The sequence below is a fragment of the Pseudidiomarina indica genome (assembly GCF_900104245.1).
Lineage (GTDB): Bacteria > Pseudomonadota > Gammaproteobacteria > Enterobacterales > Alteromonadaceae > Pseudidiomarina > Pseudidiomarina indica.
In genome coordinates, this window is the sequence record NZ_FMXN01000017.1 from 1 (window position 1) to 20,365 (window position 20,365).

Consider the following 20,365-nt stretch of genomic DNA (forward strand, 5'->3'; position numbering starts at 1 on the left):
GGTGAGAACATTGGTGCGTTGTTGCGTGGAACGAAGCGTGACGACATCCAACGTGGCCAAGTATTAGCGAAGCCAGGTTCAATCACTCCACACACCAAGTTTGAAGCAGAAGTGTACGTATTGACCAAAGAAGAAGGTGGCCGTCACACGCCATTCTTTAAAGGCTACCGTCCACAGTTCTACTTCCGTACTACTGACGTGACTGGTTCAGTAGAGCTGCCAGAAGGCGTAGAAATGGTTATGCCTGGTGACAACTTGAAGTTTGTTGTTGAGTTGATTCACCCAATCGCGATGGACGAAGGTTTACGCTTCGCGATTCGTGAAGGTGGCCGTACTGTAGGTGCGGGCGTTGTTTCAAAAATCGTTGCTTAATCGCATCGTTTGAGACAAACAGAATGAGAAAGGGGAGCAGCAGCTCCCCTTTTTTAACAAAAAAAATTTAAGAAAGCTGAATCTGGCATCCAGTCATTAAAAAGTGAGCGGTACTCGCTACTTCTGGTGATCACATTGGTGACAGATGACTTGTTTTCCCGCCTTTGATCGGTATAATACAGCGTCCGTTTCTGTCACAACACAGAACCTGCAGGGGCGTAGTTCCAATTGGTAGAACAGCGGTCTCCAAAACCGACGGTTGGGGGTTCGAATCCCTCCGCCCCTGCCAACGTATTCGTACGGTTTTCATACAGGAATAAATAATGAGTGCAAATACCGAAACGCAAAGCAACTCTCTCGACACGTTAAAGTGGGTAGTTGCGATCGCTTTGCTCGCGGCAGCAGTGCTAGGCAACTATTATTATGGCCCAACCGTTTCAGTGCTTTATCGCGCCATTGGCGTGGTATTGTTGATTGTGGGTGCTGGGTTGCTTGCTGGCGTTACTGTAAAAGGCCGCCAATTCCGTGATTTTGCCAAAGAAAGCCGGAAAGAAATCCGCCGAGTGGTGTGGCCAACACGCCAAGAAGCGAACCAAACTACCATGATCGTGATTGTTGCAACGGCAATTATTTCACTGATTTTGTGGGGAATGGATGCTATCTTGGTTCGCGTTGTAGGTTTTTTCACCGGCCTGGAGTTTTAATCAATGAGCGAACAACCTAAAAAGCGTTGGTACGTCATTCAAGCCTTTTCTGGCTTCGAAAAGCGCGTTGCAGAATCTTTGCGCGAACATATCAAAATTCACGGCATGGAAGAAAAGTTCGGTGATGTTCTTGTTCCCACCGAAGAAGTCGTGGAAATGAAAGGCGGCAAACGCGCCAAAAGCGAACGTAAATTCTTTCCAGGCTATGTTCTCGTGAACATGGCGCTTGATGAAGAAACCTGGCACTTGGTGAAAAGCATTCCACGGGTCCTGGGTTTTATCGGTGGAACGCAAGACCGTCCAGCACCGATTACTCAAGCTGAAGCGGATAAAATTTTAAATCGTCTGCAAGAATCTGCAGACAAACCAAAACCGAAAACCTTGTTTGAGCCAGGCGAAGTTGTGCGCGTTAACGAAGGACCGTTTGCTGACTTTAATGGCACCGTTGAAAGCGTGGATTACGAAAAAAGCCGCGTAACGGTTTCGGTTTCTATCTTCGGACGCGCGACACCGGTTGAACTTGAATTCAGTCAAGTTGAAAAGGGTTAGCAGGTTAACTCCGCGAACGAAGGTAAAATGAAAATCTTGCAATACGAGGCGAATCGAACTATAATTCGCCTCCTTTTTATATTGGGGAGCCGGCGAGTAAGTCGATAACTCTACGATTTACGAGGCGTTAGACCCGCAACCAAGAGGCATCATTATGGCTAAGAAGTTAAAAGCTATCATCAAGTTGCAAGTAGCAGCTGGTGCAGCAAACCCGTCACCACCGGTTGGTCCAGCATTGGGTCAGCATGGTGTGAACATCATGGAATTCTGTAAAGCGTTTAACGCGGCAACTGATCAGCTTGAAAAAGGCGCGCCAGTTCCAGTTGAAATTAGCGTTTTCGAAGACCGTTCATTCACGTTTGTGACCAAAACTCCTCCTGCAGCCTTCTTATTGAAGAAAGCAGCCGGTGTTAAAGGCGGTTCAGGCCGTCCAAATACTGAGAAAGTAGGTACAGTTACCCGCGCTCAGTTAGAAGACATCGCGAAAATGAAAGAGCCAGACTTAACCGCTGCTGACTTAGACGCCGCTGTGCGTACTATCGCAGGTTCAGCGAAGTCAATGGGCATCAACGTGGAGGGTGTGTAAGATGGCTAAGTTAACGAAGCGTGCACGTCTTATCCGTGAAAAAGTTGAACTTCGTGATTACGAAATCAACGAAGCATTGAACTTATTGAAAGAATTAGCAACTGCGAAGTTCGTTGAAAGTGTTGATGTGTCGGTCAATCTAGGAATTGACGCGCGTAAATCAGACCAAAACGTTCGTGGTGCAACAGTACTACCAAACGGCACTGGCCGTGATGTTCGTGTCGCAGTTTTCACCAGTGGTGCAAACGTAGAAAAAGCCAAAGCAGCTGGTGCTGACTTGGTTGGTATGGAAGATTTAGCAGAGCAAATCAAGAAAGGTGAGATGAACTTTGACGTGGTCATCGCTTCTCCAGACGCAATGCGCGTCGTTGGTATGCTTGGTCAAATCTTAGGTCCACGTGGTTTAATGCCAAACCCGAAAACCGGTACCGTGACACCTGATGTTGAAACTGCTGTGAAGAACGCGAAAGCAGGTCAGATTCGTTACCGTAACGATAAAGCCGGTATCATTCACGCGACCATCGGTAAAGTGGATTTTGAAAACGATAAGTTGAAAGAAAACTTAGAAGCATTATTGACTGCGTTGCGTCGTGCGAAGCCAGCAACATCAAAAGGTCAATACATCAAGAAAGTCAGCCTTTCAACCACAATGGGCGCTGGCCTAGCCATCGACCAGGGCTCATTGAGCGCAAATTAAGTTTTATGGGTTGGAGCTATAGCTCTCGTCCAAGACCGCAGGTGTCTCGCGGTAATTCCTAACCAGGAATCATAGCGACACTTAATTTCCTGCGCAGATGGTGTATCCGATCCAGACTCTCTGGGTAGAGATTCACCGTAACAACGTGGTAGATGCAGTTCAGGTCTACCTAGGTGTAACGATCGGCCCAACGCACTTTGGTGCAGCGGGCCAAAAAAAGAGGTGATACTAGTGGCACTAGGTTTAGTAGCAAAACAGGCAATCGTTAAAGAAGTTAACGAGGTTGCTTCAAACGCTCTATCCGTCGCTGTTGCCGAGTATCGTGGTATGGGAGTTGCGGACATGACCCGCCTTCGCCGTCAGGCGCGTGAGCAAGGCGTGTATCTGAAAGTTATTCGGAACACGTTAGCGAAGCGTGCATTAGCTGACACGAAGTTTGCGGACATGGATCCAGCATTAGTAGGTCCTCTTGTCTATGGTTTTTCAATGGATGCACCCGGCTCAGCCGCGCGTTTATTCAAAGATTTCTCCAAAGACAATAAGCACCTGAAAGTAACAGCGTTATCCATTGGCTCTGGCTTAATGGGCGCTGACAAACTTGATGCTGTTGCCTCACTTCCGACTCGCGACGAAGCATTGGCGAAATTGCTCGCTACCTTCAAAGCGCCTGTTAGTAAGTTCGTTCGTACAATCAACGAAGTACCTACTAAGTTTGTGCGTGTGTTGGCGGCAATTAAAGACGCTAAATAGAAGCGGTTTTTTTAACCATTTTTTTGTAATTTATAACCCAGGAGTTTAGAGTTATGGCTCTTACTAAAGAAGATATCTTGAATGCAATCGCTGAAATGCCAGTGATGGATTTAGTTGACTTGATCGCAGCTGCTGAAGAAAAGTTCGGCGTTGACGCATCTGCAACTGTTGCTGTAGCTGCTGGTCCAGCTGCTGCCGCTGAAGCAGTTGAAGAACAAACTGAATTCGACGTAATCTTAAAAGCAGCTGGTGCTAACAAAGTTGCTGCTATCAAAGCAGTACGTGGCGCGACTGGTCTTGGCTTGAAAGAAGCGAAAGACATGGTTGAGTCTGCACCTGTTGCTGTTAAAGAAGGCATCAGCAAAGAAGATGCAGAAGCACTTGCTAAAGAATTAACTGAAGCTGGTGCGGAAGTTGAAGTTAAGTAAGTTTAACCACTTACATAACTTGGCCAAATAGGCCTAGGGCTGGTGGCAATTTTGCTACCAGCCTTTTTGCGCTGTAAAGCATGTATCATTTTTGCCCGTTATTGGGGTGCATGCTCGCGGTGACAAAACGGGAACGACAAGCTTTAAATAGTTTGTTTTTAACCATCGACTCCTACTCCGGTGGTTAGGGTCATCAATCAGCTAGCTGAGGAACCCCATGGCGTACTCCTACTCTGAGAAAAAACGTATTCGCAAGGATTTTGGTAAGCACCCTCATGTACTCGAGGTGCCATACCTGCTGTCTATCCAATTAGATTCATTCAAAAAGTTTATCGAGCCTGATCCAGATGGTAATACCGGTCTGGAAGCGGCATTCCGCTCAGTATTCCCAATAACCGCTTATTCCGGTTATTCAGAATTGCAGTACGTGAGCTATCACCTTGGTGAGCCAGTATTTGACGTACAAGAATGTCAAATTCGGGGCATCACATACGCAGCTCCTTTGCGGGTTAAACTGCGCCTAGTGCTTTATGATCGTGAAGCTGCAGCAGGCACGGTTAAAGATATCAAAGAGCAAGAAGTCTACATGGGTGAAATCCCATTGATGACCGACAACGGTACCTACGTTATTAACGGTACTGAGCGTGTTATCGTCTCTCAATTGCACCGTTCACCTGGCGTGTTTTACGATCATGACAAAGGTAAAACCCACTCATCAGGCAAGGTGTTATACAACGCTCGCGTTATTCCTTATCGTGGTTCGTGGTTAGATTTCGAATTCGACCCGAAAGACAACGTATTCGTGCGGATTGACCGTCGCCGTAAATTACCTGCGACCATTATCTTACGAGCGCTCGATTATACGACCGAAGAAATCCTCGAGATGTTCTTCGAGACAACCTATTACCAGTTCCGCAACAAGAAGTTATACATGCAACTGGTGCCTGAGCGTCTTCGTGGTGAAACTGCGAAGTTTGATATTAAAAACGACGAAGGCGAAATCATTGTTGAAAAAGGCCGTCGTGTTACCGCGCGCCATATCAACCAAATTGCCAGCTTGAACCAACCAGAAATGGAAGTACCGATTGAGTACTTGGTTGGGAAAGTATTAGCGAAAAATTACGTTGATAAAAAGACCGGCGAAATCGTGGCGGAAGCAAACAGTGAATTGACACTGGAATTGTTGGCCAAACTACGTGAAGCGGGCTTTAAAAAGTTTGAAACGCTGTTCGTGAACGATTTGGACCATGGTCCTTATATCAGCGAAACCTTGCGTATCGACCCAACGTCTAATCGCTTAGAAGCGTTGGTCGAAATCTATCGCATGATGCGTCCGGGTGAGCCACCCACTAAAGAAGCGGCTGAAACGCTATTCGAAAACCTGTTCTTCAGCGAAGACCGTTATGATTTATCTGCGGTTGGTCGCATGAAGTTTAACCGTCGTTTAGGTCGTGAAGACTTAACGGGCCCGGGTGTGTTGACGAAAGAAGATATCGTAGAGGTCATGCGTAAGCTGATCGAGATCCGTAACGGTCAAGACGAAGTAGACGATATCGATCACCTTGGTAACCGTCGTATTCGCTCAGTCGGTGAAATGGCCGAAAACCAATTCCGCGTCGGTTTGGTGCGGGTTGAGCGTGCGGTGAAAGAGCGCTTGAGCCTTGGTGACCTCGATGGCGTGATGCCACAAGACTTAATCAACGCAAAGCCAATCAGCGCCGCGGTGAAAGAGTTCTTTGGTTCCAGCCAACTGTCACAGTTTATGGACCAAAACAACCCGCTCTCTGAAGTCACGCATAAGCGTCGTATCTCGGCATTAGGGCCGGGCGGTTTAACCCGTGAGCGTGCTGGCTTCGAAGTTCGTGACGTTCACCCAACGCACTACGGTCGAGTCTGTCCAATCGAGACACCAGAAGGTCCAAACATTGGGTTGATTAACTCCTTGGCAACCTTCGCTCGTACCAACGAATACGGTTTCTTAGAAACCCCATACCGTCGTATCCAAAACGGTGTGGTCACCGATGATGTCGATTACTTATCAGCGATTGAAGAGGGTAACTTTGTTATCGCTCAGGCCAACGTTGAATTGAACGACCAAGGTGAGTTGGTTGAAGAGCTGGTACCGTGCCGTTACAAAAACGAATTTACCTTGATGTCACGCGAGCAAGTTCAATATATGGACGTTGCGCCACAGCAAATCGTGTCGATTGCAGCGAGCTTGATTCCATTCCTTGAGCATGACGATGCGAACCGTGCCCTCATGGGGTCGAACATGCAACGCCAAGCGGTTCCTACCTTACGCGCTGACAAGCCGTTAGTAGGGACGGGCATTGAACGTACCGTAGCGGTGGACTCTGGTGTTACCGTGGTTGCTAAGCGTGGTGGGGTGGTCGATAAAGTTGACGCCAGCCGCATTGTGGTGAAAGTGAATGAAGATGAGATGACCCCAGGCGAAGCGGGCATCGATATCTATAACTTGGTGAAATACACCCGCTCGAACCAAAACACCTGCATTAACCAGCGTCCGACTGTGAATGTCGGCGAGCCGGTCATGCGTGGTGACGTATTGGCAGATGGTCCATCCACGGATATGGGTGAACTCGCACTGGGTCAAAACCTACGTGTCGCGTTCATGCCGTGGAACGGTTACAACTTCGAAGACTCGATCTTGATTTCTGAGCGTGTGCTTCGTGAAGACCGTTTAACTACCATTCATATTCAAGAGCTGAGCTGTGTTGCTCGTGATACCAAGCTTGGTCCTGAGGAAATTACCTCAGATATTCCAAACGTGGGTGAATCAGCGCTGAACAAGCTTGACGAAGCTGGAATTGTTTACGTCGGTGCAGAAGTAAACGGGGGTGACATCTTAGTGGGTAAAGTAACCCCGAAAGGTGAAACTCAACTGACTCCTGAAGAGAAGCTCTTACGTGCAATCTTCGGTGAAAAAGCATCGGATGTGAAAGACAGTTCACTGCGTGTACCGAACGGTGTAACCGGGACGGTCATTGACGTTCAAGTCTTTACCCGTGATGGCGTGGAAAAAGACTCGCGTGCGCGTGCTGTAGAAGAAATGCAGCTGAAGCAAGTGAAGAAAGACTTAACCGACGAATTTAAGATTCTCGAGAAAGGTATCTTCGAACGTGCGCGTAGCTTGCTGTTGGCGAACGGTTTTGATGAGTCAAAACTGGCCAGTCTTGAGCAAAGCAAATGGTTAACGCAAAACCTCAAAAATGAAGATGCCCAAGTACAGCTTGAGCAAATTGCTCAGCAGTACGAAGAAATTCGTGCGGACTTCGATGCGAAGTATGAAAACAAGCGCCGTAAAATTGAGCAAGGCGACGATTTGGCACCGGGCGTGCTGAAAATCGTGAAAGTGTACTTAGCGGTACGCCGTCGTGTTCAACCGGGTGATAAGCTTGCGGGTCGTCACGGGAACAAAGGTGTTATTTCTAGCATCGTTCCTATTGAAGACATGCCATATGACGAGCATGGTGAGCCGGTCGATATCGTGTTGAACCCGTTAGGTGTTCCATCGCGGATGAACATCGGTCAGATTCTTGAAACACACTTGGGACTTGCCGCACGCGGTATTGGTACCAAAATCGAGAAAATGCTGAAACATCAAGCGAAAGTGGCTGAAGTCCGTGAGTTCCTCGACAAGGTTTACAACATGGATGACACCCGTCAACAAGTGGACTTGAGTGAGTTCAGTGATGACGAAGTGTTACGCCTGGCGGAAAACCTGAAAGCGGGCTTGCCGATTGCGTCACCGGTGTTCGATGGTGCGCACGAAAGCGAAATTAAAGAATTATTGAAACTGGCTGATTTACCAGAGTCTGGTCAAATCACCCTGTATGACGGCCGCACAGGCGAGCGCTTTGAGCGTGATGTCACTGTCGGATACATGTACATGCTGAAATTGAACCACTTAGTGGATGATAAGATGCATGCGCGTTCAACCGGTTCATACAGCTTAGTGACTCAGCAACCGCTGGGTGGTAAAGCCCAGTTTGGTGGCCAGCGCTTCGGTGAGATGGAAGTCTGGGCACTGGAAGCATACGGTGCTGCTTACACCTTGCAGGAAATGTTGACAGTGAAATCGGACGACGTAAACGGTCGGACGAAGATGTACAAGAACATTGTCGACAATGACTTGCGCATGGAAGCAGGGATGCCGGAATCCTTCAACGTATTGCTGAAGGAAATCCGCTCACTTGGTATCAACATTGAGTTGGAACAAGACTGAGAAACCACCGGACGCTATTTGCCAGGAGATAAACTGTGAAAGACTTATTAAAGTTTTTAAAGCCACAAAATCAGAGTGAGGAGTTCGATGCAATTCGCATCGGGCTCGCTTCTCCCGACATGATCCGTAGCTGGTCGTTCGGTGAAGTGAAAAAACCTGAGACCATCAACTATCGTACGTTCAAGCCTGAGCGTGACGGCTTGTTCTGCGCCCGTATTTTCGGCCCGGTGAAGGATTACGAGTGTTTGTGTGGTAAGTACAAGCGCTTGAAGCATCGCGGCGTGATCTGTGAAAAATGTGGCGTTGAAGTGACCTTGACCAAAGTACGTCGTGAGCGTATGGGTCATATCGAACTTGCCAGCCCAGTAGCTCATATTTGGTTCTTGAAATCACTGCCAAGTCGTATCGGTTTAATGCTAGATATGACCTTGCGTGATATTGAGCGCGTGCTGTATTTCGAATCTTATGTGGTGACTGAAGCAGGGATGACCGACTTAGAGCGCGGCCAAATCCTGACCGAAGAAGACTACTTGGATGCCCTTGAAGCTCATGGTGATGAGTTTGAAGCGAAAATGGGCGCTGAGGCTGTCTACGCATTGTTGCAACACATTGATATCGAAAGCGAAATCAAAACGCTGCGGGAAGAATTGCCTGAAACCAATTCAGAAACCAAGCGGAAGAAAATCAGCAAGCGGTTGAAGCTACTGGAATCATTCCATCAATCAGGGAACAAGCCTGAGTGGATGATCCTGAAAGTATTACCAGTATTACCACCAGATTTACGTCCACTGGTTCCTCTAGACGGTGGTCGTTTTGCGACCTCTGACTTGAACGATTTGTATCGTCGCGTGATTAACCGTAACAACCGGTTAAAGCGTCTGCTCGACCTTGCTGCGCCAGACATTATCGTGCGCAACGAGAAGCGGATGTTGCAAGAAGCGGTCGATGCGTTATTAGATAACGGTCGTCGTGGTCGTGCGATTACAGGTACCAACAAGCGCCCATTGAAATCTCTTGCTGACATGATCAAAGGGAAGCAAGGCCGTTTCCGTCAGAACTTGCTCGGTAAGCGGGTGGACTACTCTGGTCGTTCGGTCATTACCGTGGGTCCAACACTGCGTTTGCATCAGTGTGGATTACCGAAAAAAATGGCGTTGGAACTGTTTAAGCCATTCATTTACGGCAAGCTTGAAGCCCGTGGTTTAGCGACCACCATCAAAGCTGCTAAGAAAATGGTAGAGCGTGAAATTCCAGAGGTTTGGGACGTTCTAGATGAAGTCATCAAAGAGCACCCAGTCCTGCTAAACCGTGCGCCAACGTTGCACCGTTTGGGGATTCAAGCGTTCGAACCCGTCCTGATTGAAGGTAAAGCGATTCAACTGCACCCGTTAGTGTGTGCGGCGTATAACGCTGACTTTGACGGTGACCAAATGGCGGTTCACTTACCATTGACGCTGGAAGCGCAACTTGAAGCGCGTGCGTTAATGATGTCAACCAATAACATTTTGTCGCCAGCGAGCGGTGAGCCAATCATCGTTCCTTCGCAAGACGTGGTGTTGGGTCTGTACTACATGACCCGTGAAAAAGTTAATGCCAAAGGCGAAGGCATGGTGTTCAAGAACGCCAAAGAAGCCGAAAAAGCGTATCGCATTAAAGCGGCAGAGCTTCACGCGCGGGTGAAAGTACGGATTACTGAAACCTTAACGAACGATGAAGGCGAAACCGAAACAACCACCAAGCTGTACGACACCACGATTGGTCGCGCAATTTTGTCACTCATTCTGCCAGAAGGCATGCCGTTTGACATGATTAACCAGACCATGGGTAAAAAGCAGATTGGTCGGTTATTGAACCGCTCGTACCGTAATTTAGGGTTGAAAGCGACCGTTATCTTCGCGGACCAAATCATGTATACCGGTTTCCACTATGCAATGGTGGCGGGTGCATCGGTTGGGATTGACGACATGGTCATTCCTGATGCGAAGAAAGACATTATCGCTGCGGCCGAAGCCGAAGTTGCTGAAATTCAGGAACAGTTCGAGCACGGTTTAGTAACAGCAGGTGAGAAGTACAACAAAGTTATCGATATTTGGTCGGCAGCGAACGATAAAGTATCGAAAGCGATGATGGAAAACCTGTCAAAAGAAGTGGTGCTGAACGCGGAAGGGAAAGAAGAAACTCAAGACTCCTTCAACTCAGTTTACATGATGGCAGATTCTGGTGCACGGGGTAGTGCGGCACAGATTCGTCAGCTCGCTGGTATGCGTGGCTTGATGGCGAAGCCGGACGGCTCGATCATCGAAACCCCAATCGTGGCGAACTTCCGTGAAGGTTTGAACGTACTTCAGTACTTTATTTCGACGCACGGTGCGCGTAAAGGTTTGGCGGATACCGCGTTGAAAACAGCGAACTCAGGTTACTTGACGCGTCGTCTCGTTGACGTAGCGCAAGACGTTGTTATCGTTGAAAACGACTGTGGTACCCAAGAAGGTCTCTATATCAAGCCGTTAATTGAAGGCGGTGATGTGGTTGAACCATTGCGTGAGCGCGTATTGGGTCGTGTCGCATGTGACGATGTATTAATTCCTGGCACTGACGAAGTATTGATTCCACGGAACACATTACTTGATGAGAAAATGTGTGACGTGTTGGAGCAAAACTCCGTTGACCAAGTAAAAGTTCGTTCTGTGATTACCTGTGACACCGACTTTGGTGTGTGTGCTCACTGTTATGGACGCGACCTTGCGCGTGGCCATTTAGTGAACATGGGTGAAGCAGTGGGTGTTATTGCCGCTCAGTCAATCGGTGAGCCAGGCACGCAGTTAACGATGCGGACGTTCCACATCGGGGGTGCAGCATCACGAGACTCAGCAGCAAACAACATTCAAGTGAAGAACAACGGTACGCTGAAATTGCACCACGCGAAATCAGTCACCAACAGTAATGGCCATTTAGTTATTACTTCACGTTCTGCTGAATTAACCTTGATCGATGAGTTTGGTCGTGAGCGCGAGCGTTACAAGATCCCATACGGTGCATCGCTGAAGAAGCCAGAAGGCGCCAGTGTTGATGCCGGTGAGATTGTTGCAACGTGGGACCCGCACACGCACCCAATCATTACCGAAGTGGCTGGTCGTATCCAGTTCGTCGATTTAATCGATGGCGTGACCATGACTCGTCAAACGGACGAATTGACAGGCTTGTCGAGCATTGTCGTACTCGAAACTGGTCAACGTACCAGTGCCGGTAAAGACATGCGTCCGATGGTGAAGTTGGTCGACGAAAAAGGCAATGACGTTAAGATTGCCGGAACCGACATGCCAGCCCAGTACTTGTTGCCGGGTAAAGCAATTATCAACTTGGAAGACAATGCGGAAGTGAACGTGGGGGATACCCTCGCTCGTATTCCACAAGAAGGTTCGAAAACTCGCGATATTACCGGTGGTTTGCCGCGCGTTGCCGACTTGTTTGAAGCACGTCGTCCAAAAGAGCCTGCAATCTTGGCAGAGATCAGTGGTACCGTGAGCTTTGGTCGTGAAACCAAAGGCAAACGCCGCTTGATCATCACCCCATTAGATGGTGGCGAAGCGTACGAAGAAATGATTCCGAAGCATCGCCAGCTCAGCATCTTTGAAGGGGAGCAGGTGAACAAGGGTGAAGTGATTGCTGATGGTCCAGAAGCACCGCACGATATCCTACGTTTACGTGGTGTCAGTGCATTGGCGAACTACATCGTCAACGAGGTTCAAGAAGTTTATCGTTTACAAGGCGTAAAAATTAACGATAAGCACATTGAGACCATCGTCCGTCAGATGTTACGTAAAGCAATCATTACCAACCCAGGTGAAACTGAGTTGCTTGAAGGTGAGATGATGGAACTGTCTGAAGTGTTAGCGGCGAATGCCAAAGCACATGCAGAAGGCAAGATTCCAGCAACTTACGAGCGTCAGTTGTTAGGTATTACGAAAGCGTCGTTGTCGACAGAGTCGTTTATTTCTGCGGCTTCGTTCCAAGAAACCACGCGCGTATTGACCGAAGCAGCAGTACAAGGCAAGCAAGATCCATTACGTGGCTTGAAAGAGAACGTGATTGTGGGTCGCTTGATTCCTGCTGGTACAGGCTTCGCATACCACCGTGAGCGTGCTCGTAAGCGCGCTGAGGGAATGGTGAATGAGGCTCCGAAAGTAACCGCGAAAGAAGCAGAGCAACAACTTGCTGATGCATTGAACGCGGGCGACGATCTCGGTGATAGCGCAGAATAACACTCAGCCTTATTGAGTTGATTGAATGCAAAGCCAGCTTAAGGAGACTTAAGCTGGCTTTTACTTTTTCAGTAGGCCTATTTCCCGCTTATCAGGCGTGCCGCCCGTTCGTCATATAAACTCCCACAGGGACGTTTGTTTGGTTACACTGACAACGTACCAACTAAGGGGGAGTTCATTATGAATGTAATCACATCAACATTTCGCTCACGCTTCACGCAGCTGCTCAGCGTGTTTGCACTCACCGCGGCGTTATGGACACCAACGACCGTAAGTGCCGCAGAACACGAGCTGGATGGCATTTGGCGCGGTAAACTCGAAGTACAGCCCAATATCTTTTTAGTGGTGGGCGTTACGATTCAAGGCGATACCATCACTCTTGACAGCCCCACACAAGGTAGCTGGGGATTACCGCTGACTGACTTCGAGATCAGCGCTGGCGAATTTAAGTTCAATGCTGACAATCTCCAAGCGTCATTTGCTGGACAAATTACTGGCAATGAAATTAAAGGTACCTTTATTCAAGGAGCAAAACGGCCGCTGACTCTCACGCGATTAACGGCGAGCGACCTAGCGCGGATGAGCTATGAAGGGCGTTATGGCGGTCAGTTGATTATCAACGGCAATCAGCAGTTACCACTGCAAATTAACGTGGCAGTCATTGCTGGGGGCTATTATGCGAGCCTCGACAGCCCAGCTCAGCAAAGCTATGGTATTCCAATCGATCAATTCAGTATTTCGGCGGATAACCTAAGCTTCACTTCGCCCATGATTCAGGCGTCGTTTACAGGCAAAAAGATAACTGACGAGGGCTATGAAGGAAAGTTTATTCAAGGGGTTGAACGGCCATTAACGCTGAAGAAGCTTGCTGCAGGGGAGGCTTTGTCTGGCGGCCCAAAGCCTAAACTGGGTGATCACGGTGGTGCCGTTGCTGTGATCACTCCGGCTGGCACTCGCACCAAATTTTTTGCCAATCATGATGCCAGCACGCACTACGAAATTGGGTCGGTCACCAAAACAATGGTGGCCTACCTGCTTGCTAAAAGCCTGACCGAGGGCCAGGTGAGCGCCACGGATACGTTGCAATCTATTTTTGGGGAGACAGCTCCAGCCATTCGGTTGACTCAGTTGGCGACCCATACCAGCGGACTACCGCGGCTTCCCAAAGACCTATTCGATGGCGCCAACCAGCAAGACCCTTATGCACATTACGATCGTGCCAAGATGTTGGCCGCGGTTGCTGATTTTGCAGGGGAGCCCAAGCTTGATGACATGTCCAGTTACGAGTATTCGAATTTAGGTTATGGGCTGTTGGGGGAAGCATTGGCGAAAGTGCATGGCAAGAGCTTCGCGCAACTGATACAGGATGAGTTGTTTGCCCCGTTTGGCATGACGGCAACCGATGTTGCGCTGCCTTCAGCTACTGAGTTAACAGCCAATGGCAGTCTGGCCCAAGGCTACGACCAGTTTGGCAACGAAGTAGCCCCCTGGCACTTTCAAGCCTTAGCCGGGGCCGGTGCTGTGCGTTCAACCTTGGTTGACATGAGCCGCTATGTGGAGCAATTGATGACCCGCCTGCAAGAGGAGGATGCTGCGACCAAACTGCTGCTGGAACCGGTGTTTCCGATGAGTGCGTGTTGCTCCCAGGCGTTGGGCTGGATTTTGCAACAAGATCAGCATAATCAGTGGTATGCCTGGCATAACGGGCAAACAGGAGGTTATGTGAGCTTTGTTGGTTTCTATTTAGATGGTTCGCGGGCGGTGGTGATTCTGAATAACCAAGCTTATTTAGACATGCAACAAGCGCACGCTATTTTACAAGGAACTGCGGCCCTCGATGAGTAGCATTTATTACCCTATTTATCAGCTGGTGGGCTGGGGCTTGGTGTATTCAGTATTGATGGTGACCATTGCTAGCCAGCCAATTTTTACGCGGACTGAATATTTTTTTGGCGCCGTGCTGGTTGGTAGTACGGGGCTGTTTTCTCATGGCTTACGAATTATCTATAAACGCTTGCTAAAACACCGCGCGATCAGTTGGCAAATGCTGTATTGGGTGGGGGGTTCGGTCACCGGCGGGTTGTTTGCTGGACTCATGTTGTGGGTTGCAGTCTTGGCCATTGCAGGAACCCAATGGTATGACCCAATTCCGCCAGGGCAAGCCATGGTCTTTTTCCAAATGATTTATTGGAGCAACAGCATGAACATGATGTTCATGTTGCTGTTATGGAGTGCGTGCTATGTCGCCATTGTGCGAACTCGAATGTTACGCGATGCCGAGCAAGCCTTGCTAAAAGGGCAGTTGGATTTATTGATGCAGCAATTGAACCCTCATTTTCTGTTTAATATGCTCAATAATATTCGTGCCCTCATTATTGAAGATCCGAGCAAGGCACGAGAAGCCCTCACCCAGCTGGCGGACATGCTGCGCTATAACTTACAAGCGCACCAGCAGACCCAAGTGCCACTTTGTGATGAGCTTGAGATTGTTGAGCAGTACGTGGCACTCAATAAGATTCAGTATGAAGAGCGTTTGCAGTACCATCAGGAAATTGATGTGGAAGCCTACCGAGCATTGATTCCTCGACTGCTCTTGCAACAAAGCATTGAAAATGCCATTAAACATGGCATCGCGAGTGATCGTCTAGGAGGGGCTTTGAACTTAAACGTGCGTCGTGTTGAGGAGCAGCTGCACATTACCGTAACGAACCCTTATCACCCCGTTTCCTCTCATCAAGAGGCGTTGAAGTCGCCTGCACGCCGACGGACCCGAGCCAATGGTGCGGGCATTGGGTTAGCCAATAGCCAATCCCGGTTGGCGTTGATGTACGGTGCGAAAGCTCGGATCGAATTAGCTTGTGATGAAAGCACAAAACGCGCAACGCTTACGATTGTATTACCTTTTCGCGTGGCCGAAGGAGACTAGTGGAAATGCGTATTGCCATTGTTGATGACAGCCGACTGGCCCGACTCGAGTTGAAACAACAACTTGCCGAGCAGCCAGGGATGGAAGTGGTCGGTGAAGCAGCCAGTGTCAGTGCCGCAGTGCAGCTACTCACGTCAACAGCCATTGATGTCCTGTTATTGGATATTGATTTACCCGATGGCACGGGGTTTGATGTTCTGGAGCAGGTGGACGCGGTGCCTTTGGTTATTTTTGTGACCGCCTTTGATGAGTATGCCATTCGTTCGTTCGAAGTGAATGCCTTGGATTACTTATTAAAACCCGTCCGAGCCGATCGTCTGCAGAAAGCCTTAGAAAAGGCCAAGCAGCATTTTAAAACTGAGCCGGTGAACCCACAGCAACGAATTTTTATTAAAGATCGTGACCAGTGCTTCTTTGTGCAAATAAGTGATATCATTGCCTTTGAGGCGTTGGGTAATTATACCCGAGTGCATTTACCTCATGCGGTGCCGGCAATTTATCGACCCATCGGTGCCATTGCGGAGCGCTTGGACTCTACCGTCTTTTTCCGAGCCAGTCGAAGTTGGGTCATTAATACGCAGTACATCGAGCAAATCGAGCCAAGTTTAAGTGGTGGATTCCACGTCCAACTGCGGCATGGCTTGCAAGTTGACATCGCAAAACGACAAGCGGCAGCTTTTCGTAACGCATGGTCACTCTAGTCAATCGTCGCTTTTCCTTGACAGTCCAATTATTGACCATTAAAATTCGCGCTCCCATATTTGTGGGCGTTAAGCCCGTGGTTTGTCGACAGCAAGCCTTAGAATAGGGGATTTTTGGATTTTTCATTCTGTTGAGTGACATCAACATAATCAGGAGTAATGAATGGCAACAGTTAATCAGCTGGTGCGCAAAGGTCGTCAAAAGCCGGTTTCACAAAGCAACGTTCCGGCGCTTGAGGCTTGCCCACAAAAACGCGGTGTTTGTACCCGTGTATATACTACCACCCCGAAGAAGCCGAACTCGGCGCTGCGTAAAGTTTGTCGTGTGCGTTTGACCAACGGCTACGAAGTATCTTCATACATCGGTGGTGAAGGTCACAACTTGCAAGAGCACTCGGTCGTATTGATCCGTGGTGGTCGTGTTAAGGACTTACCAGGTGTTCGTTATCATACAGTTCGTGGTGCTTTAGACTGTGCAGGCGTAAATGATCGCCGTCAAGCACGTTCAAAGTATGGCGCGAAACGGCCCAAGTCTTAACGGTTCTCCGTTAGTAAGGCCAAACTGTTAGTTACAAAGTTTTGGGGTAAACCCTGAATTAATCGGAGAAATAAGAGATGCCAAGAAGACGCGTCATAGGTCAACGTAAAATTTTACCTGATCCTAAGTTTGGATCAGAGTTGTTGGCTAAATTTATTAATGTCGTCATGGTTGACGGCAAGAAATCTGTCGCTGAAAAGATCATCTACGGTGCGTTAGATATCCTGTCTGAAAAAACAGGTAAAGACCACTTAGAAATTTTCGAATCTGCGTTGGACAACGTCCGTCCATCGGTTGAGGTTAAATCACGTCGTGTTGGTGGTTCTACCTATCAAGTACCGGTTGAAGTTCGTCCAGTCCGCCGCAATGCACTGGCTATGCGCTGGTTAGTTGATGCTGCGCGTACTCGGGGTGAAAAATCCATGGCTCAGCGTCTGGCAGGTGAAATGCTAGATGCATCAGAAAATAAAGGCTCTGCTGTGAAGAAGCGTGAAGACGTCCACCGTATGGCCGATGCGAACAAAGCGTTCGCGCATTACCGCTGGTAAATTCACAGTTAACCCAAAGAGGAATTTATGGCTCGACAAACATCGATTGAGCGCTACCGTAACATCGGTATCTGTGCTCACGTAGACGCAGGTAAAACAACGACCACTGAGCGGGTGTTGTTCTACACTGGCTTGTCGCACAAAATCGGCGAGACCCACGATGGAACAGCAACCACCGACTGGATGGCGCAAGAGCAAGAGCGTGGTATTACTATCACCTCGGCTGCCGTAACGTCATTCTGGCGTGGTATGGATGCACAATTTCCTGAGCATCGGATTAACATTATCGATACTCCTGGACACGTTGACTTCACCATTGAAGTTGAGCGTTCATTGCGCGTATTAGACGGCGCTGTTGTGGTGTTGTGTGCGTCTTCAGGCGTGCAACCACAAACAGAAACTGTTTGGCGTCAAGCAAACAAATATGAAGTACCGCGTTTGGTCTTCGTGAACAAGATGGACCGTACTGGTGCGGATTTCTTGCGCGTTGTAGACCAAGTGAAAACTCGTTTAGCAGCAAACCCTGTTCCAATTCATTTGAACATTGGTGCTGAAGAGAACTTCACTGGCGTGGTTGACTTGATCAAGATGAAAGCGATCAACTGGAATGAAGCAGACCAAGGCATGACCTTCACTCACGAAGACATCCCTGCACATTTAGTTGAAGAAGCAGAAGAGCTGCACGCGAACTTGGTTGAAGCAGCTGCAGAAGCCAACGAAGAGTTGATGAACAAATACCTTGAAGAAGGTGAGTTGACGGAAGCTGAAATCAAAGCCGGCTTACGTGAGCGTACGTTGAACAACGAAATCGTACTGTGCTTGTGTGGTTCTGCATTTAAGAACAAAGGTGTTCAAGCGATGCTTGACGCTGTTGTTGAATTTTTGCCGTCACCGACTGAAGTTAAAGCAATCCGCGGTATTTTGGAAGACAACTCTGAAGGCGTGCGTAAGTCATCTGATGACGAGCCATTCTCAGCGTTGGCGTTCAAAATCGCAACTGACCCGTTTGTTGGTACCTTAACGTTCTTACGCGTTTACTCGGGCGTGTTGTCACAAGGTGACACCGTTTATAACCCAGTAAAAGGTAAGCGTGAGCGTATTGGCCGGATGGTTCAGATGCACGCAAATGACCGTAAAGAGATTAAAGAAATCTTAGCGGGCGACATTGCTGCTGCAATCGGATTGAAAGATGTGACCACGGGTGACACCTTGTGTGATCCAAGTAACATCATCACCTTAGAGCGGATGGAATTCCCTGAGCCAGTTATTTCGGTTGCCGTTGAGCCGAAAACTAAAGCAGACCAAGAAAAAATGGGTGTTGCATTAGGTAAGTTGGCTGCGGAAGACCCGTCATTCCGTGTGAACACGGATGAAGAAACCGGTCAAACCATCATCTCTGGTATGGGTGAGCTGCACTTAGACATCATCGTTGACCGAATGAAGCGTGAGTTCAAAGTTGAATGTAACGTTGGTAAGCCGCAAGTTGCATACCGTGAAACCATTCGTAAAGCGGTTGAAGTTGAAGGCAAGTTCGTTCGTCAATCAGGTGGTCGTGGTCAGTTCGGTCACGTTTGGATTCGCCTCGAGCCAATGGAGTTTGATGCGAACGATGACGAAACACCAAACTACGAGTTCGTGAACGAAATCGTTGGTGGTGTGGTACCAAAAGAATACGTTCCTGCAGTTGATAAAGGTATTCAAGAACAAATGGATAACGGTGTGTTAGCCGGTTACCCAGTTCTTGGTGTCAAAGCAACTCTGTTTGATGGTTCTTACCACGATGTTGACTCGTCAGAAATGGCGTTTAAGATTGCTGGTAGTATGGCCTTCAAAAAAGGTGCGTTACAAGCGAACCCTGCGTTACTTGAGCCGATTATGAAGGTTGAAGTAGTGACTCCAGAAGACTTCATGGGTGACGTCGTTGGTGACTTGAACCGTCGTCGCGGTGTGATTGAAGGTATGGAAGATGCGCCAGGCGGCTTAAAAGAAGTACGTGCACAGGTTCCATTATCAGAGATGTTCGGTTACGCTACTGACCTGCGTTCGCAGACTCAGGGTCGTGCATCTTATGCAATGGAATTCTTGAAGTACGCTGAAGCACCTAGCAACGTTGCTGAGCAGGTTATTGCTGCTCGTCAAACAAAAGATTAAGTAGAGTCTGGTCCGGTTCATTCATGGACCGGACTTTTAACTTAAGTTAAGGAAAAGTCATGGCTAAAGAAAAATTTGAACGTTCCAAGCCGCACGTTAACGTTGGTACAATCGGCCACGTTGACCACGGTAAAACAACTCTGACCGCTGCGATCACCACAGTATTGGCGAAACACTACGGTGGTTCAGCACAAGCTTTTGATCAAATCGACAAAGCGCCAGAAGAGAAAGCGCGTGGTATCACCATCGCGACTTCACACGTAGAGTATGACACTCCGTCACGTCACTACGCACACGTCGACTGCCCAGGGCACGCCGACTACGTTAAGAACATGATCACTGGTGCTGCGCAAATGGACGGCGGTATCTTGGTAGTTGCTTCAACTGACGGCCCAATGCCACAAACTCGTGAGCACATCTTGTTGTCACGTCAGGTTGGTGTTCCATACATCATCGTGTTCATGAACAAGTGTGACATGGTTGACGACGAAGAGTTGTTAGAATTGGTTGAGATGGAAATTCGTGAACTTCTATCTGAGTACGACTTCCCAGGCGACGACACTCCGGTTATCCGTGGTTCAGCCCTGCGTGCGTTGGAAGGCGACGAGAAGTGGGAAGCGAAAATCATCGAATTGGCAGAAGCTTTGGATACATACATCCCAGAGCCAGAGCGTGACATTGATAAAGCGTTCATCATGCCAATCGAAGACGTATTCTCAATCTCAGGTCGTGGAACGGTAGTAACAGGTCGTGTTGAGCGCGGTATTGTCCGTACTGGTGACGAAGTTGAAATTGTTGGTATCAAAGAGACCACCAAGACCATCGTTACTGGTGTTGAGATGTTCCGTAAGTTGCTCGACGAAGGTCGTGCAGGTGAGAACATTGGTGCGTTGTTGCGTGGAACGAA

Annotated in this window: 16 protein-coding genes and 1 tRNA gene; all 17 read left to right on the plus strand. The window is 48.5% G+C overall.

The annotated features are described in order from the left end of the window. On the plus strand, positions 1–372 hold a 372-nt coding region (locus BLP64_RS10270), incomplete at its 5' end, for an EF-Tu C-terminal domain-related protein (protein ID WP_456107073.1). Positions 373–584: 212 nt separating this feature from the next. Next, a tRNA-Trp gene (locus tag BLP64_RS10275) sits at positions 585–661 on the plus strand. Positions 662–695: 34 nt separating this feature from the next. Then, entirely contained in the window at positions 696–1,076 is a 381-nt protein-coding gene (gene secE / locus BLP64_RS10280) for a preprotein translocase subunit SecE (RefSeq protein WP_092593963.1), read from the plus strand. 3 nt (positions 1,077–1,079) lie between these two features. Beyond that, positions 1,080–1,625, plus strand: a complete 546-nt coding sequence (nusG, locus tag BLP64_RS10285) for a transcription termination/antitermination protein NusG (protein WP_092593964.1) — start codon at positions 1,080–1,082, stop codon at positions 1,623–1,625. Positions 1,626–1,779: 154 nt separating this feature from the next. Beyond that, positions 1,780–2,211 (plus strand): 50S ribosomal protein L11, encoded by a 432-nt coding sequence (rplK, locus tag BLP64_RS10290; protein WP_092593965.1) that lies wholly within the window; start codon positions 1,780–1,782, stop codon positions 2,209–2,211. Between the two features lies 1 nt (position 2,212). Continuing rightward, entirely contained in the window at positions 2,213–2,908 is a 696-nt protein-coding gene (gene rplA, locus BLP64_RS10295; RefSeq protein ID WP_092593966.1) for a 50S ribosomal protein L1, read from the plus strand. A gap of 231 nt (positions 2,909–3,139) precedes the next feature. Next, positions 3,140–3,658, plus strand: a complete 519-nt coding sequence (gene rplJ, locus BLP64_RS10300) for a 50S ribosomal protein L10 (RefSeq protein WP_092593967.1) — start codon at positions 3,140–3,142, stop codon at positions 3,656–3,658. Between the two features lie 53 nt (positions 3,659–3,711). Continuing rightward, positions 3,712–4,086, plus strand: coding sequence for a 50S ribosomal protein L7/L12 (rplL, locus tag BLP64_RS10305; RefSeq protein WP_092593968.1), 375 nt, complete (start codon positions 3,712–3,714; stop codon positions 4,084–4,086). 217 nt (positions 4,087–4,303) lie between these two features. Continuing rightward, a complete protein-coding gene (gene rpoB / locus BLP64_RS10310) occupies positions 4,304–8,332 on the plus strand; it encodes a DNA-directed RNA polymerase subunit beta (protein ID WP_092593969.1) in 4,029 nt (1,342 codons plus the stop codon). A 35-nt stretch (positions 8,333–8,367) separates the two neighbouring features. Next, on the plus strand, positions 8,368–12,594 hold the full coding sequence (gene rpoC / locus BLP64_RS10315) for a DNA-directed RNA polymerase subunit beta' (protein WP_092593970.1): 4,227 nt from the start codon (positions 8,368–8,370) through the stop codon (positions 12,592–12,594). 180 nt (positions 12,595–12,774) lie between these two features. Further along, positions 12,775–14,439 (plus strand): serine hydrolase domain-containing protein, encoded by a 1,665-nt coding sequence (locus tag BLP64_RS10320; RefSeq protein ID WP_092593971.1) that lies wholly within the window; start codon positions 12,775–12,777, stop codon positions 14,437–14,439. After that, on the plus strand, positions 14,432–15,520 hold the full coding sequence (locus BLP64_RS10325; protein ID WP_092593972.1) for a sensor histidine kinase: 1,089 nt from the start codon (positions 14,432–14,434) through the stop codon (positions 15,518–15,520). Before BLP64_RS10320 ends, BLP64_RS10325 begins: the two co-directional genes overlap by 8 nt. Before the next feature lie 5 nt (positions 15,521–15,525). Continuing rightward, complete coding sequence (locus tag BLP64_RS10330) at positions 15,526–16,221, plus strand: LytR/AlgR family response regulator transcription factor (RefSeq protein WP_092593977.1); 696 nt, start codon at positions 15,526–15,528, stop codon at positions 16,219–16,221. A gap of 163 nt (positions 16,222–16,384) precedes the next feature. Beyond that, a complete protein-coding gene (gene rpsL / locus BLP64_RS10335) occupies positions 16,385–16,759 on the plus strand; it encodes a 30S ribosomal protein S12 (RefSeq protein ID WP_092593973.1) in 375 nt (124 codons plus the stop codon). Positions 16,760–16,836: 77 nt separating this feature from the next. Next, positions 16,837–17,307, plus strand: coding sequence for a 30S ribosomal protein S7 (rpsG, locus tag BLP64_RS10340; protein ID WP_092593974.1), 471 nt, complete (start codon positions 16,837–16,839; stop codon positions 17,305–17,307). A gap of 27 nt (positions 17,308–17,334) precedes the next feature. After that, entirely contained in the window at positions 17,335–19,458 is a 2,124-nt protein-coding gene (fusA, locus tag BLP64_RS10345; RefSeq protein ID WP_092593975.1) for an elongation factor G, read from the plus strand. A gap of 59 nt (positions 19,459–19,517) precedes the next feature. Beyond that, positions 19,518–20,365: elongation factor Tu (gene tuf / locus BLP64_RS10350; RefSeq protein ID WP_092593976.1), on the plus strand; the 848-nt coding region annotated here is incomplete at its 3' end.